The organism is Dendrosporobacter sp. 1207_IL3150 (assembly GCF_036763085.1).
Taxonomy (GTDB): domain Bacteria; phylum Bacillota; class Negativicutes; order DSM-1736; family Dendrosporobacteraceae; genus JBAIYU01.
On sequence record NZ_JBAIYU010000017.1, the window covers coordinates 115,632 to 130,788 of the forward strand.

17 protein-coding genes, 1 other RNA gene, 1 pseudogene and 2 riboswitches are annotated in these 15,157 nt (G+C 38.5%); of the genes and pseudogenes, 17 read left to right on the forward strand and 2 right to left on the reverse strand.

Annotated elements, in window-relative coordinates; genetic code table 11:
* Positions 1–7: 7 nt before the first annotated feature.
* The 8 genes from V6C17_RS09595 to rnpB all read left to right on the forward strand — a co-directional run bounded on the left by V6C17_RS09595 (position 8) and on the right by rnpB (position 5,837).
* On the forward strand, positions 8–697 hold the full coding sequence (locus V6C17_RS09595) for a tRNA (adenine(22)-N(1))-methyltransferase (RefSeq protein WP_333522349.1): 690 nt from the start codon (positions 8–10) through the stop codon (positions 695–697).
* A complete protein-coding gene (locus tag V6C17_RS09600; RefSeq protein ID WP_333522350.1) occupies positions 688–1,809 on the forward strand; it encodes a Nif3-like dinuclear metal center hexameric protein in 1,122 nt (373 codons plus the stop codon). Before V6C17_RS09595 ends, V6C17_RS09600 begins: the two co-directional genes overlap by 10 nt.
* 75 nt (positions 1,810–1,884) lie before the next feature.
* Positions 1,885–1,991, forward strand: a riboswitch (TPP riboswitch).
* A gap of 51 nt (positions 1,992–2,042) precedes the next feature.
* Entirely contained in the window at positions 2,043–2,243 is a 201-nt protein-coding gene (gene thiS, locus V6C17_RS09605; protein WP_333522351.1) for a sulfur carrier protein ThiS, read from the forward strand.
* Between the two features lie 4 nt (positions 2,244–2,247).
* A complete protein-coding gene (locus V6C17_RS09610) occupies positions 2,248–3,018 on the forward strand; it encodes a thiazole synthase (protein ID WP_333522352.1) in 771 nt (256 codons plus the stop codon).
* Positions 3,011–4,141: a 2-iminoacetate synthase ThiH gene (thiH, locus tag V6C17_RS09615; RefSeq protein ID WP_333522353.1), complete on the forward strand. Its 1,131-nt coding sequence runs from the start codon at positions 3,011–3,013 to the stop codon at positions 4,139–4,141. Before V6C17_RS09610 ends, thiH begins: the two co-directional genes overlap by 8 nt.
* Positions 4,142–4,762, forward strand: a complete 621-nt coding sequence (gene thiF, locus V6C17_RS09620; RefSeq protein ID WP_333522354.1) for a sulfur carrier protein ThiS adenylyltransferase ThiF — start codon at positions 4,142–4,144, stop codon at positions 4,760–4,762.
* Between the two features lie 3 nt (positions 4,763–4,765).
* Positions 4,766–5,425, forward strand: a complete 660-nt coding sequence (gene thiE / locus V6C17_RS09625; RefSeq protein WP_333522355.1) for a thiamine phosphate synthase — start codon at positions 4,766–4,768, stop codon at positions 5,423–5,425.
* A gap of 59 nt (positions 5,426–5,484) precedes the next feature.
* Positions 5,485–5,837: RNase P RNA component class A (gene rnpB, locus V6C17_RS09630), an RNA gene on the forward strand.
* 70 nt (positions 5,838–5,907) lie between these two features.
* On the opposite strand, the gene V6C17_RS09635 is transcribed toward rnpB, so the two are convergent.
* On the reverse strand, positions 5,908–6,456 hold the full coding sequence (locus tag V6C17_RS09635; RefSeq protein ID WP_333522356.1) for a ferritin-like domain-containing protein: 549 nt from the start codon (positions 6,454–6,456) through the stop codon (positions 5,908–5,910).
* Positions 6,457–6,667: 211 nt separating this feature from the next.
* On the opposite strand from V6C17_RS09635, the gene V6C17_RS09640 reads away from it, so the two are divergent.
* From V6C17_RS09640 to V6C17_RS09680, 9 genes and pseudogenes are all read left to right on the forward strand, one after another.
* Positions 6,668–7,336, forward strand: coding sequence for a TMEM165/GDT1 family protein (locus V6C17_RS09640; RefSeq protein WP_333522357.1), 669 nt, complete (start codon positions 6,668–6,670; stop codon positions 7,334–7,336).
* A 138-nt stretch (positions 7,337–7,474) separates the two neighbouring features.
* The gene (gene trxA, locus V6C17_RS09645; protein ID WP_333522358.1) at positions 7,475–7,798 is read left to right on the forward strand and encodes a thioredoxin; all 324 of its coding nucleotides are present in this window, start codon (positions 7,475–7,477) and stop codon (positions 7,796–7,798) included.
* A gap of 295 nt (positions 7,799–8,093) precedes the next feature.
* Positions 8,094–9,223, forward strand: a pseudogene (locus V6C17_RS09650) (hydrogenase small subunit).
* A 21-nt stretch (positions 9,224–9,244) separates the two neighbouring features.
* Positions 9,245–11,134, forward strand: coding sequence for a nickel-dependent hydrogenase large subunit (locus tag V6C17_RS09655; protein WP_333522359.1), 1,890 nt, complete (start codon positions 9,245–9,247; stop codon positions 11,132–11,134).
* Between the two features lie 20 nt (positions 11,135–11,154).
* Positions 11,155–11,853, forward strand: coding sequence for a Ni/Fe-hydrogenase, b-type cytochrome subunit (cybH, locus tag V6C17_RS09660; protein ID WP_333522360.1), 699 nt, complete (start codon positions 11,155–11,157; stop codon positions 11,851–11,853).
* Complete coding sequence (locus tag V6C17_RS09665) at positions 11,854–12,333, forward strand: HyaD/HybD family hydrogenase maturation endopeptidase (protein ID WP_333522361.1); 480 nt, start codon at positions 11,854–11,856, stop codon at positions 12,331–12,333.
* Positions 12,330–12,710, forward strand: coding sequence for a hydrogenase expression/formation C-terminal domain-containing protein (locus V6C17_RS09670; RefSeq protein WP_333522362.1), 381 nt, complete (start codon positions 12,330–12,332; stop codon positions 12,708–12,710). The genes V6C17_RS09665 and V6C17_RS09670 overlap by 4 nt, the downstream gene beginning before the upstream one ends.
* Positions 12,711–12,788: 78 nt before the next feature.
* The gene (gene aroH / locus V6C17_RS09675) at positions 12,789–13,175 is read left to right on the forward strand and encodes a chorismate mutase (protein WP_333522363.1); all 387 of its coding nucleotides are present in this window, start codon (positions 12,789–12,791) and stop codon (positions 13,173–13,175) included.
* Between the two features lie 173 nt (positions 13,176–13,348).
* A riboswitch (cyclic di-AMP (ydaO/yuaA leader) is annotated at positions 13,349–13,487 on the forward strand.
* A gap of 3 nt (positions 13,488–13,490) precedes the next feature.
* Positions 13,491–14,153: a C40 family peptidase gene (locus V6C17_RS09680; RefSeq protein ID WP_333522364.1), complete on the forward strand. Its 663-nt coding sequence runs from the start codon at positions 13,491–13,493 to the stop codon at positions 14,151–14,153.
* 54 nt (positions 14,154–14,207) lie between these two features.
* Here the strand turns inward: V6C17_RS09680 and V6C17_RS09685 are convergent, their stop codons facing one another.
* Positions 14,208–15,131 (reverse strand): Na/Pi cotransporter family protein, encoded by a 924-nt coding sequence (locus V6C17_RS09685; RefSeq protein ID WP_333522365.1) that lies wholly within the window; start codon positions 15,129–15,131, stop codon positions 14,208–14,210.
* Positions 15,132–15,157: the final 26 nt, after the last annotated feature.

The following is a 15,157-nucleotide window of genomic DNA, read 5'->3' on the forward strand; positions in this document are numbered from 1 at the left end:
TGGAATTTTGAAACTAGGTGAAAGACTTACTGCAGTTGCATCACTAATACCAAAAAACACAGTAATGGCAGATATTGGTACAGACCATGCATATTTACCGATTTACTTATTAAAGAGCAATATTATTAGATCAGCAGTGGCAGGAGAGGTTAATAAAGGACCTTACCATGCAGCTAAGGAAACTATAGAGTATTATGGGGCTGTAAACGACGTTTCATTAAGGCTTGGGGATGGACTAGATGTAATTAGGCCCAACGAGGTTGATGTTGTTGTTATTGCAGGTATGGGTGGAGGTACTATTGTCGATATTCTCGAAAAATCTCCGGAAACAGCTAAGTCGCTGCAGCAAATTATTTTACAGCCAATGAACGCTTCGGCAACATTGCGTAAATGGTTAGTTGAAAATGGCTGGTTTATTGCTGATGAACTATTAGTTAAGGAAGATGAGAGGTTGTATGAAATTATTAGTGCAAAACAAGGGAAACAAATTGAGATAGAACCAATATTATTTGATATAGGCCCGGTGTTGTGGTCGAGCCGTTCGGTTTTACTAAAGGAACATATTGAAAATCTTATTTTGCAAGCTAAGAGAATATTAAAGGAAATGGATGCAAGTGAGCAGGCCAAGAAATCTGAAAAATATCAACAGTATGCGCAAAAAATAAGAGAGTTGGAGATGAAGTTAGAATGCCTGTAAAATGCCAAGTCATTATGGATGCTATTGACAAGTTAGCACCGCGTTATTTAGCAGAAGACTGGGATAACGTAGGTTTGCTGATAGGCAGTCCAGCTCAAGTTGTTGACAATATTTTAGTTAGTTTAGATATAACAGAAGATGTTATTGAAAAGGCTGTAGAAAAAGGCGTCAACTTGATTATCTCACATCATCCGTTAATTTTTAAACCGCTTGCACATCTGCGAACAGATAATCCACAAGGAAGGATTATTGCCAGATTATTAAAAAACGATATTGCTGTATTTGCAGCACATACTAACTTAGATACTGCAGCAGGAGGAGTAAATGATATACTGGCACAGAGGCTAAGTTTGCAGGGGATAGAAATGCTTACCTCGAGTTTCTCAGAGCGTTTAGTGAAACTAGCAGTATTCGTTCCTAAAGATTATATAGAAGAGGTACGTAACGCAATAACTGAGGCTGGTGCAGGTTATATCGGAAACTACAGTCATTGTACATTTTATACAGAAGGTATAGGGACTTTTCTGCCGTTAGAGGGAACCTCGCCGTTTATTGGTGAAAAAGGTAAGTTAGAATTTGTACAGGAGTTAAGGTTAGAAACTGTTTTTCCTGAGAGGATAAGCAAACGGATAATAAAAGCCATGTTAAGAAGTCATCCTTACGAAGAGGTTGCTTATGATGTCTATCCTTTGCATAATGCAGGCAAGGAACTGGGGTTGGGGAGAATTGGCAAGCTTGTTTCAACTAAAACATTAGAAGAACTTACGCTAGAAGTTAAAAAGATATTAAATATCGAATGGGTAAGGGTGGTTGGCGACCCAGGGAAAACTGTAAACAAAGTAGCTGTTTGTGGTGGTAGTGGAGCCGGGTTAATTAAAAGAGCAGCTTTTATGGGAGCAGATGTACTTATTACTGGTGATGTAAAATATCACGAAGCCCAAGAAGCGTTATCTTTAGGTGTGTCTCTGATTGATGCGGGCCATTTTGCAACTGAAATACCTGTTGTTGATAGTATAGTAGAACATCTAGAAAAAAGTGCATCAGCAGGTAAGTGGGATATTCGTATATTTGCCGATAGTTTTAGTAAGGATATTTTTACTTTCGTAAAATAGCCAAAATTTGTTGACGACTGAAATATTAAATTATACAATAATAGCAATATTAGCTTTAGATACTCATGAAATTAATATTGATACCGAGGGAGCTCATGTTATGGGCTGAGAGTGGACTATAAGCACCTGACCTCTAACCTGATCGGGATAATGCCCGCGTAGGAAGGTAATTAAGCAATGCGCGCCTGAACCTATTCGGGAGCGTATTTATTTTTTTTAAGGGGTTGAATGAGTTGGAAATTAGCATTAATGGAAAAAAGGTTTACCTAGAGAGTGGTCTTACCTTAGCAAAATACCTGTTGCAAGAGGGTTTTAATCCTGACCACATTATTGTTGAATATAACCACGAAATTATTAGAAAAGACTGCTGGGATGGAATCGTTCTTAATCAAGATGATAATCTGGAAATTTTAAGTTTTGTTGGAGGAGGTTGATGTTATGAATGATGTATTGAGAATTGGTGGACATGAATTATCTAGCAGGTTATTTTTAGGTACAGGTAAGTTTTCTTCAAATAAGATTATTCCTCAGGTGGTTGAAGCTTCAGGATCTGAGGTTGTTACCGTTGCTTTAAGAAGAGTTGATCCTGAGTATAAGGACGAAAATATTGCTTCATTTATACCAAAGAACTGTATATTAATGCCGAACACTTCCGGTGCCCGTAATGCTCAAGAGGCAATCAGAATAGCCAGGTTGGCAAAGGCAGCAGGTTGTGGTAACTGGATAAAGATTGAAGTTATTTCAGATAACAGATACTTACTTCCTGATAACTATGAGACTATAAAGGCTACTGAAGTTCTAGCGGCTGAAGGTTTTGTTGTCCTTCCGTATATGAGTCCAGACCTAATGGCAGCCAAGCATATGGTGGATGCTGGAGCGTCGGCAGTTATGCCATTAGGAGCACCAATAGGCACTAATAGAGGATTAAAAACAAAAGAATTAGTAAGAATTTTAATTGAGGAAATATCAGTCCCGATTATTGTAGATGCTGGTATTGGCCGGCCATCCGAAGCTGCAGAAGCTATGGAGATGGGGGCTGCAGCGGTCTTGGTTAATACAGCAGTCGCAACTGCTAATGATCCAATTGCCATGGCTCGTGCTTTTGGCATGGCCGTTCAAGCTGGCAGAACAGCTTATTTAGCTGGTCCTGGAGCAACAAAGGATTATGCGAGTGCATCGTCACCTTTGACTGGGTTTTTACATGAATAAAGAATTTGCAAGGGATGAGGTTATGTCGTTTATTAATGCATTGGAACAATATGAAAAGTTCAATTATGACGAGTTTTTTGCCAGGCTTACCGACAATGATATTCAAAGAATTATTGATAAAAACCGCCTAACTATATTGGATTACCTTGCTTTGTTATCACCTTGTGCAGAAAAGCATTTAGAGGCAATGGCGCAGAAAGCCAGAAAACTGACTATACAGCATTTTGGCAAAACCATGCTTTTATACACACCGATGTATTTGGCTAACCATTGTATTAATCAGTGTCTGTACTGTGGATTTAACGTAAAAAATAAACTTCCACGTAAAAAACTTACCATGGATGAGGTCGATTCAGAAGCGAAAATTATTGCCGATAGTGGGTTGAAACATCTGCTTATTTTAACAGGTGAATCACCAAAAGAATCGCCTGTTTCATATATCATTGACAGTGTTAAGATACTTAGAAAACACTTTACGTGTATTGGGATGGAAGTTTATCCTTTATCTACAGAAGAATACAAAGATTCAGTCGAGGCAGGTATTGATGGTTTAACGATATATCAAGAAGTCTATGATAGGGATATATATTCCGAGCTTCATCCGGCTGGTCCTAAGAGAGATTATCAGTATCGCCTAGATGCTCCTGAAAGGGCATGCCAGGCTGGAGTGCGTACTGTTAACATAGGAGCTTTATTGGGTTTGAATAACTGGCGCACTGAAGCGTTTTTAACAGGATTGCATGCAGATTATCTCCAGCAAAAGTATCCAGAAGTTGAAGTGAGTATTTCGCCACCGCGCATGCGGCCGCATTTAGGTGGGTATCCTCCTAAAGTGATTGTAAGTGATAAAAACTTGGTACAGTATATAGTTGCATATAGATTATTTATGCCGCGCGGGGGTATTACCGTTTCAACTCGTGAGAGTGGTGATCTGCGTAACCATTTAGTGAACCTTGGTGTAACGAAAATGTCGGCAGGAGTATGCACTGCTGTAGGCGGCCGTGTTGAAAAAGAAAACGTTGGCCAATTTGAGATATCTGACAGTCGAAGTGTATCTGAAATGGCTAATATGCTATATGAAAATGGCTATCAGCCGTTATACAAAGATTGGCAGGTGCTATAAATGAATGAATTTATTAATGCACTTGAACGATATTTACCGGCGGATAAACTGAGTATAATTCAAACTAAGAAAATCGGCATTGCAGGAGCCGGGGGTCTTGGATCTAACTGTGCTCAGATGCTTGTGCGCAGTGGTTTTATGAGTTTTTTGGTAGCTGATTTTGATGTGATTGAATACAGTAATCTAAATCGGCAGTTTTACTTTGCGGACCAGGTTGGCAAATATAAAGTCGAGGTATTAAGAGAAAACCTTAGGCGAGTTAATAAAGACTTAATGATTGAAACTATTACAGATAAAATAGATGAATCTAACGTAGAGAAAATTTTTGCTGATTGTGATATTATAGTTGAAGCTTTTGATAAAGCTGTTTATAAAAAACTTATTGTTGAGACTTATTTGAAAACCGATAAGTTCCTAGTATCAGCTTCAGGATTGGCTGGCTGGGGCGATAGTGAAAGAATAAGAACTCATCGAATTAAAGAGAATTTTTATTTAGTTGGCGACCTCAAAACAGAAGTTGGACCTGAATGTCCACCATTGGCTCCTTGTGTACATATTGCCGCGGCGAAGCAAGCTGATGTAATATTAAGGTATGTTTTAGGACCTATGAAGGGGGAATGAAATGTGAGTATAAGAAAAGGTTTAGAGAATTTTTTAAGCACTGATATTTATGGCTTAACAGCGGAAGAATTTTCTCTGGGGCGCAGCAACATTGAAGTGGTAGAAGAGATGATAGCTGCAGGTATAAAAGTTATCCAATATCGGGAAAAAGAAAAAAAGGCTATTTATATGTATAATGAGTGCTTAAAAATACGGGAAAAAACCGCTCAAGCAGGCGTAACCTTTATTATCAATGACCATATTGACTTAGCAATTGCGATTGAAGCTGATGGGGTTCATATAGGTCAGGAAGACTTACCTCCTGTAAAGGTTAGGCAGTTAATAGGCGATTCGATGATATTAGGTCTATCAACTCATTCGCCGTCTGAGGCATTAGCTGCAGTTAAAAGTGGCGTAGTTGACTATATCGGTGTAGGTCCTATCTTCGCTACAAATACCAAAAAGGATGTTTGTGATCCAGTTGGATTAGAATACCTTGATTTTGTTGCGAACAATATTGAGCTGCCCTTTGTTGCTATTGGCGGTATAAAAGAGCACAACGTTGCTGAAGTGCAAAAACATGGAGCGAAGATAGTTGCAATTGTTACAGATATTGTTGCAGCAGATAATATATCAGAGAAAGTTAGCGATATACGTAAAGCGATGGACAAAAATGGAATGTAGATCTATATTGACGTTATGTTAATATGGTGATATAATATCAATCTAACGCAAATGAATTATGAGTAGGAAAGATGATCGCGAGTGCCTTAAGGTACTCGAGGAAAGTCCGGGCTCCATAGAGCAGAGTGCTGGATAACGTCCAGCGAGGGTGACCTCAGGGATAGTGCCACAGAAATGTAGACCGCCTGATTATTCAGGTAAGGATGGAACGGTGCGGTAAGAGCGCACCAGCAGTCAGGTGACTGACTGGCTAGGTAAACCCCACTCGGAGCAAGACCAAATAGGGAAGGGATGAAGCGGCTCGCTGAGCCTTCCGGGTTGTGTCGCTTGAGCCGGCAGGCAACTGCCGGCCTAGATAGATGATCGTCACCGCTTACGCGGTACAGAACTCGGCTTATTGATTACTCATAATAAGATTTAAAAAACCCGTTATCCTAGTGATGACGGGTTTTTATTTTTTAGAAGCTTTTTAGTTTACCATCTTATTCAGTTAATGGTTCTTCAGTGACGCAAAATAATGCATCAGTGAATTCGGCAATGTGTTCTTTTTCGCTATTCATTAAGTAACAAAAAAGTTTTTTCGTATGTTCATGCTTTGCCTTTTCCATAAATACTTGGTACTTGTTTACTGTAATTAATTCATCATTTAAGGCTCTAGTAAGATAGTCGACATTTTCAACATCTTCTCTGCTGGGGATAGATGTGTTGTCACCTGTTTTTTCTTTTGCTCGAGTCAAAAAGTCTAAGCCTACTTTTCTGAATTCTTCTTCCTGTACTGGATCTAGAGCACAAATAAGGCGCATAATTGCTGCATAGTGCAGCATTTCATCTTCTGCAGCCTCTATAAAAAGTTCAGGAAAGGCAGTTTTTCGAGCTGAATTTAAGTATAAGGATATTGCATTGCGTTCATCTGCAGCGGCTTCACGCAATAAAAGTAAATCCGGGTCATCGGGACATATAGGGCATTTATAATTAAAACTGAGTTCGGCTAGTACAGCATCCTTTTGGCTCGATTTCTTTCGTTCAGTCATACTTAACATATACCTCCTATAAGTTTTATATAGATTATGATAAAAAATGACGATTTGTGAGAGTAATTTTGACAATAGCTACTGACTGGTATATTATACAAAGGTAAATAAAAGAATTACCATAAAAAAACTTGAATTTGTAGTTCTCGAGTAGTAATCGAACTACGTTTAGTTAATACTAAAAATGGTATTCTTTATCGGAGGCGAACTAATGACAGCTTTTTTAACTTCTTTAGTGTTTGTTGTATTAGCTGAAATGGGGGATAAAACGCAATTGCTGGCTATGGCTTTTGCTACTAGATATCATTGGAAGACGGTTATGTGGGGAGTCTTTGTCGCCACTGTCTTTAATCATCTCTTTGCTGTTGTGGTAGGTGTATATCTTACTAAGTTTATTCCTATTTCATATGTACAAATCGCCGCTGCTGCCTCGTTTATTTTATTTGGTTTATGGACAATTCGCGGTGATGAATTAGGCGATGAAGATAAGAGGTCGGGCTATAGCCCCTTTTGGACAGTAGCAATTGCTTTTTTTATAGCCGAAATGGGGGACAAAACTCAGTTAGCAACAGTAGCTTTGGCAGCTCAGTTTAATGCGATAATACCAGTCTGGTTTGGTACTACTGCCGGTATGATGGTAGCTGACGCAATTGGAATTATTATCGGTATAGTTCTAGGAAAAAAAATACCAGACCGTCTTGTTAAATGGTTTGCCGCTTTAGTTTTTATATTCTTCGGACTTTACGGTCTGTATGAAAATCTGCCTAGCTTTTTATTAACGCCACCAATTGTTATTGGTGCAATAATAACTATAATAGTACTTATTTATTTAGTAGCTCGCATGGAACAAAAAACAATAGTGCCCAGAAATCAGGAATGATTATCTGAAGAACATTCTATTTAGTTGGTAAATAATGTTGACTTCTTGGAAAATATTTTTTACAATATAACTAATCCTAGTAGGTGTTAATAAAAAGATTTAGTTAATACTAATCAAAATGGATGGGGGGCTGTATCTATGGCTGTAATTACTATTAATAACGAAGCAGATTTTAACGAACATATTCTTAAGTCGGATAAGCCAGCATTAGTTGATTTTTGGGCACCTTGGTGTGGTCCATGTAAAATGGTTGGTCCAGAAGTTGAAGCAGTAGCAGAAATGTACGAAGGTAAAGCTATTGTGGCTAAAATTAATGTAGATGAAAACCAGCAACTTGCTAGTGAGTATAATGTTATGGGTGTACCAACAATTGTAGTGCTGAAAAATGGAAAAGAAGTTAACCGTATAGTAGGTTATAGACCTCGCAAAGAGCTTGGTGCTGCGTTGGACGGCGTATTGTAGAGAATTAAAAACTATTTAAAAATAACATAGTAAATAGTAATGACTGTTTACAAAAAGAGGCTGCTGATATTATGTCAGCAGCCTTTTTGTATGGCACATTGTTATTTTAAGATACAATAGTCCCCCTAAAAAATCTTCATCCGCTAATTGTTTGGAAAATTTATGTACGAAGGTTTTGTTTATTGATATAATACGGATAGATAAATTTATCGTGTTTGATCTTTCTAAGTTTTGATTTTAACAAATTTTGCATACTTATCACAAAAAATGAAAATATAAAGAAAGAGGTTCTGATATGAGAGAATCCTTGTGGAATGTTTTTGAAAAGAGGAATTTGAGCAGACGTTCTTTTTTGAAAACTTGTATTACAATAACAGGGATACTAGGTTTATCACCTAATATGTTGCAGGAAGTTGTTTCAGCTGCCGAGAAAAAACCTTTACTGTTATATGGCTGCATGGACACGAATGTACCGGCTGTGATGAGGCGTTTCTACGCTCTCAGACACCGTTAGCATCTGACCTGCTATTAAATATGATTTCGCTTGAGTATATAGATGTATTATCAGCCGCAGCAGGTGCGCCACTTGAGGAGCATTTGCACGAGACTATGAAGAAAAATTATGGAAAATATATTTTAGCTGTTGAGGGTGCTGTTCCAATCGGTGATAATGCAGTTACCTGCATGATTGGTGGACGGACTTTTGAAGAGGCATTGAAAGAAGCAGCTAAGGGTGCTGCGGCAGTTATAGAAGTTGGATCTTGTGCTGCGTGGGGTGGAATACAAGCAGCGCGTCCTAATCCGACTCAGTCAGTTGGGATAAGTGAGGTAGTAAGAGGTAAGACGATAATTAAAGTGCCAGGCTGTCCGCCTATACCGGAAATAATTACTGGTGTTGTTATGCACTATACAATTTTTGGTCAAATTCCACCACTTGATAGCAAAGGGCGTCCAAAACAGTTTTTTGGCAACCGTATACATGATACTTGTTATCGGAGAGCTTTTTTTGATTCGGGGATGTTTGTTGAGACCTTTGATGATATTGCTAGTAAAGCAGGCTGGTGCTTATACAAGGTAGGCTGTCGCGGTCCTGAAGCCTATAATTCATGTGGTAATATGCGATGGTGGAATGGTATGTCCTATCCAATTCAATCTGGTGCTCCATGTGTTGCTTGTGCATCGGATGGTTTTTGGGATAGCGACCCATTTTACGAGCGACTTCCTAATATTCCAGTGCTTAACACAATCGCTAATGCGGATAAAATCGGTCTAACGGCAGCGGGTGTCACAACTGCCGGAGTTATTGCACACGGAGTTGCTTCTTATGTGCATCATAAAATAAAAAGCAAACAAAAATCGCAAGCGGATACTGAAAAAGAGCATGATATTTCAGAAGCGAAGCCTGAAAACGAGCTTGATAAATAAGAGTTACTTAGGAGGAAGTGAATGAAACGCATAGTAGTTGATCCAGTAAATAGGATTGAGGGTCATTTAAGACTTGAGTTAATAATAGATGAAGCTACAGGTAAAGTTCAGGATGCTTTATCCAGCGGAACAGCATGGAGAGGTATTGAAATAATCCTGAAAGATCGTGATCCGCGGGATGCGTGGCTATTTGCTCAGCGCATTTGTGGAGTTTGTACTACTGTACATGCTTTAGGGTCACTTAGGGCTGTTGAGGATGCTCTAGGGATTGAGATTCCAAAAAATGCAAACTATATTCGAAATATTATTGCAGCAAGCCAGGTTGTCCAGGATCATTTAATACACTTTTACCATTTGCATGGATTGGATTGGGTTAGTCCGGTAGCAGCCTTAAAAGCTGACCCAGCTGCAACAGCTGCTCTGCAAAATAGCGTATTAGAAAAATATACTATTAATATTGATGCGCCAATCGAATACGATACTAAGGCTTACCCAAAAGATTTTCCTAAAGCTACTACAATATATTTTCGGGATATCCAAAATAAGATAAAGCAAATCGTTGAAAGCGGTCAATTAGGATTGTTTGCTGCACATTGGTGGGACCATCCAGATTATGAATTATTACCACCCGAAGTACATCTCATGGCAATGGCGCATTATCTTAATATGCTGGATAGGCAGAGGGATTTAGTTTATTCCCATGTAGTGTTTGGCGGTAAGAATCCCCATCCTCACTATGTGGTTGGAGGTATGCCTTGCTCAATCTCTATGAATGACATGAATGCTCCTGTTAATACAGAACGATTAGCTATTGTTGATACTTCAATTAATTTAGGGTTGGACGCCGTTAATTATTTCTACTTGCCAGATTTACTTGCAATTTGCGAAATCTATGTTAAAAGTGGCAATATTGATGGGGCTGGTATAGCAGGGAAACGAGTTTTGGGTTTTGGTGATTATCCTGAAGATACGTACTCGGGTACAACAAACGGTAGTTATCATAAGAACCTTTTGCTTAGATCAGACGGGATAGTAGAAAATTTTGATCAGGGAGTTTCTAAGGCCGTTTTTCATAATTTTGAAGCAAAGGATTTAGTCGATTCAGCGGTAATTACAGAAGGGGTAGAGCATTCTTGGTATACTTATAATCAGGCTGGCGCTGATTTGCATCCGTGGGATGGTATTACTGATCCGCAATATACTGGTCCTAAAGAAGGAACTAAAACAAATTGGAAGTATCTTGATGAAAACGGAAAATATTCTTGGATCAAGACACCGAAATGGCAGGGGAAAATGGCGGAAGTAGGTCCGCTTGCAAGATATATTATTGTCTATACTAAAGTTAAACAGGGGATAATGCAGCCTACTTGGGTCGAAAAATTAATGGTAGATCAAATTGATCAGGTTTCAAAAATGCTTAATCTTTTGCCGGAAAAATGGATGTTGTCAACGGTTGGTCGGACTCTTGTTCGTGGTCTCGAAGCGCAGGCGGCAGCGTATATAAATAAATACTATTTTGATAAATTAATAAAAAATATCCATAATGGCGACACCTCGGTAGCCAATATGGATAAATGGGATATAAGCAAATGGCCAAGTGAAGCAAAGGGTGTAGGATTGCATGAAGCTCCGCGCGGAGGGTTAAGTCATTGGGTAGTTATTAAAGACGGTAAAATTGCTAATTATCAAGCGGTTGTACCGTCGACCTGGAATGCTTGTCCAAGAGACAGCAAAGCTGGTTATGGCCCTTACGAAGCAAGCATGATTGACACAAAAATAAAGATTCCTGAAAAACCTCTCGAGATACTAAGAGTTATACATTCTTTTGATCCGTGCCTTGCTTGTGCTACTCATTTATATAATGCTGAAGGTAAACAATTATCGGTAGTATATAGTGATGCGTACAAGTAGAGCTGAATGGAGGAGTAAATATGAAGGAAAAATCACTTAGAGCCTATTATGTGTTTTCTCCGGCCATCAGAATATTCCATTGGATCATGGTACTAGCTATATTTGTGCTGTTTTTTACTGGATTATATATTGGCGATCCTTTTTTTATCGGCACTCAAGGTACGGAGGCTACGTTTGCTATTACGAATATATTTTCGATGGAAATGATGAGATATGTCCATTTTATTTTTGCTTATCTGCTAACTGTATCTTTAATACTTAGGATATATGGTTTTATCATTAATAAAGGTGACAGGCTGCTGCCGCATTTTTGGACTCGGCGATATTGGTTTGGTTTAGTTGATACAACACTCCACTATTTATTCTTACGTGATCAGCATACTCCATATTTACGTAATTCTTTAGCTAGAACAGGTTATTTATTTGTTTATATAATGATCCTGCTAGAAATTGTTACAGGATTTGCAATGTATGTTATGATAAATCCTAATAGCTTTGCGGCTAAAGTATTTGGACCATTTAATCACCTATTTATCAACGAATATAATGTTCATATAATTCACCATTATGCAGCATGGGGAATTATGCTATTTGTAATAGTACATATATATATGGCATCTAGAGCTGATTTTATGGAAAAAGGAGGAGAGGTTTCCGGTATGATTTCAGGTGTTAAGTTTTATGATGAAGAACCGGAAGACTTAAATGATATTAAATAAATGAATAAGATAACTATACTAGGGATTGGCAATATTTTACTTAAAGATGAGGGATTCGGTGTAAGAGTTATTGAGGAAATGCAAAAAACATATAACTTTTCAGAATCCATACAAGTTCTCGATGGTGGTACGCTGGGGATGGAGCTTCTTAAATTCCTAACAGATACGGATAAGTTAATTATTGTCGATGCTGTTTCAGGAACCCAGCCTGCAGGATTTATATATGAATTTTCTAACGAAGAAGTAAAAGCGTATTTTACGGAAAAAGTGTCAATGCATGAATTGGGGATTCAAGATGTACTTTCAGCTCTGGAGATAATAAGTAAACCAATTAAGGAAGTTGTAGTTATTGGCACTCAGCCATTAATAATGGATGTTGGTTTGGAATTATCGCCAGTAGCAGCTTCAGCTGTTGAACCAGTAATAGAAAGAATAATTAATAAACTAAGTTACTGGAAAATTGAGGTTAATAAGAAATGAAAACTTCTAGTTTTTCTGCCAATGTATTATCAATCCTGCATGAAATTTATATAGCGTTGGAAAAGTTCAAGGCAACGGGAGAGATATTTACAATATTTATTAATCAGGCTCCATTAACTCAAGATGAACGAAAAATTATCAATGATTTTTTAGGAAAAGGCAGCATTAGTGTTAAACTTGGAAATAGCAGTGAACCAGCTGAATGGCAAGAAACAGGAATAACTGGTGTTTGGTCAGGAGTTATTTATAATAGTTTCGGCAAGCCGATTGTCGAGCTGATTGAGATAGGCGCATTTCCGCAATTAGCTTCAGCCCACCCCGAAGATTTAAAAGCCAGCTTATCAAAATTGGGCAAGCAATTGCAAAGTTTGGAATAGTTGCCATTACTCATAACCTGGAATAACTAAAGGAATTAATATTTATTTACCGAATTTTACTAGAAAAAGTGTAAAGGAATGGTGAAGGTATTGCGTGGTGTCCGAGGTGCAATAACAGTAGAATCGAATAATAGTACAATGATATGTGAAAGTGTCGTGGAACTTTTAACTTCGATGGTTACTGCGAACAATATAGAAACCGAAGATATAGGAGCAGTTATATTTAGTTCGACTTCTGATTTAAATTCTGCATTTCCGGCTGTGGGGGCTAGAAGTTTAGGGTGGAATGAGGTGCCCTTATTCGGAACTCAGGAAATAGAGAATCCATCTGGTATTTCAAAGTGCATAAGAGTACTTATACTTTGGAATACTGATTTACCGCAAAGATCGATAAAGCATATTTATTTAAGAGACGCTATATCATTGCGGCAGGACATTAAAGAAAAGGAAGATGCTAACCGTTAATCTATGTAATAGGCTTTTGCTTCAGCAAAGGCTTTTGTTTTTCTGATTATCTTGGGAATTTGTTATAATATGGATTTGATTTAAACTAACAGTTGTTTATAAAAACAGAGATTGTGAAATTAATCTTTTATAAGGAAGGATTTTGAATAAAAAAAAAGAATAATATCGAATGAGTACTATAAAAGCCGAATCTAACTCAGGACCGGGGGAACCAACTTTAAGGGGTGAAATTACTGCTGATTTCAATGCAGTGATAGGGGAACCTCAACCCTAACCCGTCAGCTAACCTCGGAGGCTTAGGGAGGAGCCAATCAATTGAATAAGGCAGCACGTATTTTGGTAATGTTTTTAATGCTGGTTTGCACCGTTTCCGTTACATATGCATCTGGTGCCTACGAACAAGGTGATGAAGGTCAGGATGTAGCTTCTATTCAAGCCCGATTGAATACTTTAGGTTATGATGTCGTCGCTGATGGCGATTTTGGTCCAGCTACGACAAGAGCTGTAAAGGCTTTTCAAAAAGAGCGCGGACTTGAAGCAGACGGAGTAATTGGTGAACAAACTTACAAAGCACTAATGGGTCGCGAAATTCCAGCTAGCCGCGATAGCTCCACGGCGTTTAGACGTCTTACACAAACAGCATTTCGTTATATTGGGGTGCCGTATGTGTTTGGTGGAACTACTCCAAGCGGCTTCGATTGTTCCGGTTTTGTGAAATTTGTTTTTGGCAATAGTGGGATTTATATGCCGAGAACAGCCGATCAGCAATTTGAAGTGGGACAATCGGTATCTTACAACAGGTTGCAGCCAGGAGATCTTGTATTCTTTTCTACATACACTTCTGGTCCTTCGCACAGCGGGATTTATCTTGGAGATGGAAAGTTCATTAGTGCAACTTCTAGTCGCGGTGTTGCCGTTGATCGTATTGATAGCGGATACTGGGGCTCGCGCTACGTAGGAGCGCGTAGAGTTTTATAGTGATTCATTTGGAGGCATATATGCCTCCTTTTTGTTATCTATTGGCCGATATGATTATCTATCTGGAACTAAGACAATAATTGCCTTAGCATACTGTTTTGCAAAAGGAACGACAACGATTGACGAAATAATATTGAAAAGAGTATGGACAAGTGCTACTTGACTCGCGAAATCAGTAACATGCAGTGCTATTAAATTTGTTAAAAAGTTTGTGAAAGGTAAGAAGAGTGCAGCTCCGACTATGTTAAGAATAATGTGAGCTGCTGCTACTCTTTTAGCAGCTATAGGTGCAGCAGCGCCAACAATTACTGAAGAAATACAGGATCCAATATTATTACCGTAAACAACGTAAGCAGCTGACGTCAGATTGATTAACCCGTCACCTGCGAGAATCATAAGTAGAGCTGTTGCCGCGCTGCTTGACTGAAATAACATAGTTATAAGTATGCCGCCAGCAATTCCGTATAAAGGATTTGATTGCGAGGAAAGTATATATTGTATGGCAGTTTCTATTTCAGAGAGACTACTCAGTGTATCTGACAGTATATTTATACCCAAAAATATACTTATGAACCCGCTAATAGCCAAACATATAAAACGAAGTTTTTTTATACAGATTGCAATAACTGTAAAAGTTATTAAAAGCGGTATAAAGTACTGATCTGGAAAAGAAAGAGCCATCAGTTGAACTGTAGTGCATGTTCCGATATTTGCGCCGAGTATAATACCAAGGCTCTGATAAAAGGTCATATAATTTGCACTAACGAGACCGATTGTTATTAAAGATACAGCAGTGCTGCTTTGCATTAATGCTGATGCGAGTGCCCCCGCAATGAGGCCTCGCCATGGGGTCACAGTAATTTCTACCAGCATTAATCTAAGTTTATTCCCTAGCATGTTCTGCAGACCTAAACGCATAAAAAAAATACCGAAAAGTAATAAGGAGATGCCAACACCGAGTGTTGTTAGTGTATGCATTTTTCTGACCCCCAATCTAATGCTAA